Consider the following 231-nt stretch of genomic DNA (forward strand, 5'->3'; position numbering starts at 1 on the left):
AAATGGCGCGAGACGGAATCGAACCGCCGACACATGGAGCTTCAATCCATTGCTCTACCAACTGAGCTACCGAGCCAAATTGCGGGAGCAGGATTTGAACCTACGACCTTCGGGTTATGAGCCCGACGAGCTACCTAGCTGCTCCATCCCGCGTTAATTATAAGGAGGATGTGGGATTCGAACCCACGCACGCTTTTACACGCCTGACGGTTTTCAAGACCGTTCCCTTCA

General features: G+C 53.2%; 2 tRNA genes. Both read right to left on the reverse strand.

Going from position 1 to position 231, the window contains the following annotated elements:
• Positions 1-3: 3 nt before the first annotated feature.
• Positions 4-76, reverse strand: a tRNA-Phe gene (locus ADF62_RS07070).
• Positions 77-79: 3 nt separating this feature from the next.
• Positions 80-153, reverse strand: a tRNA-Met gene (locus tag ADF62_RS07075).
• Between the last annotated feature and the right edge of the window lie 78 nt (positions 154-231).

Origin of the sequence: Streptococcus sp. 1004_SSPC (assembly GCF_001069025.1) — a bacterium.
In the GTDB taxonomy this organism is placed as follows: Bacteria; Bacillota; Bacilli; order Lactobacillales; family Streptococcaceae; genus Streptococcus; species Streptococcus vestibularis.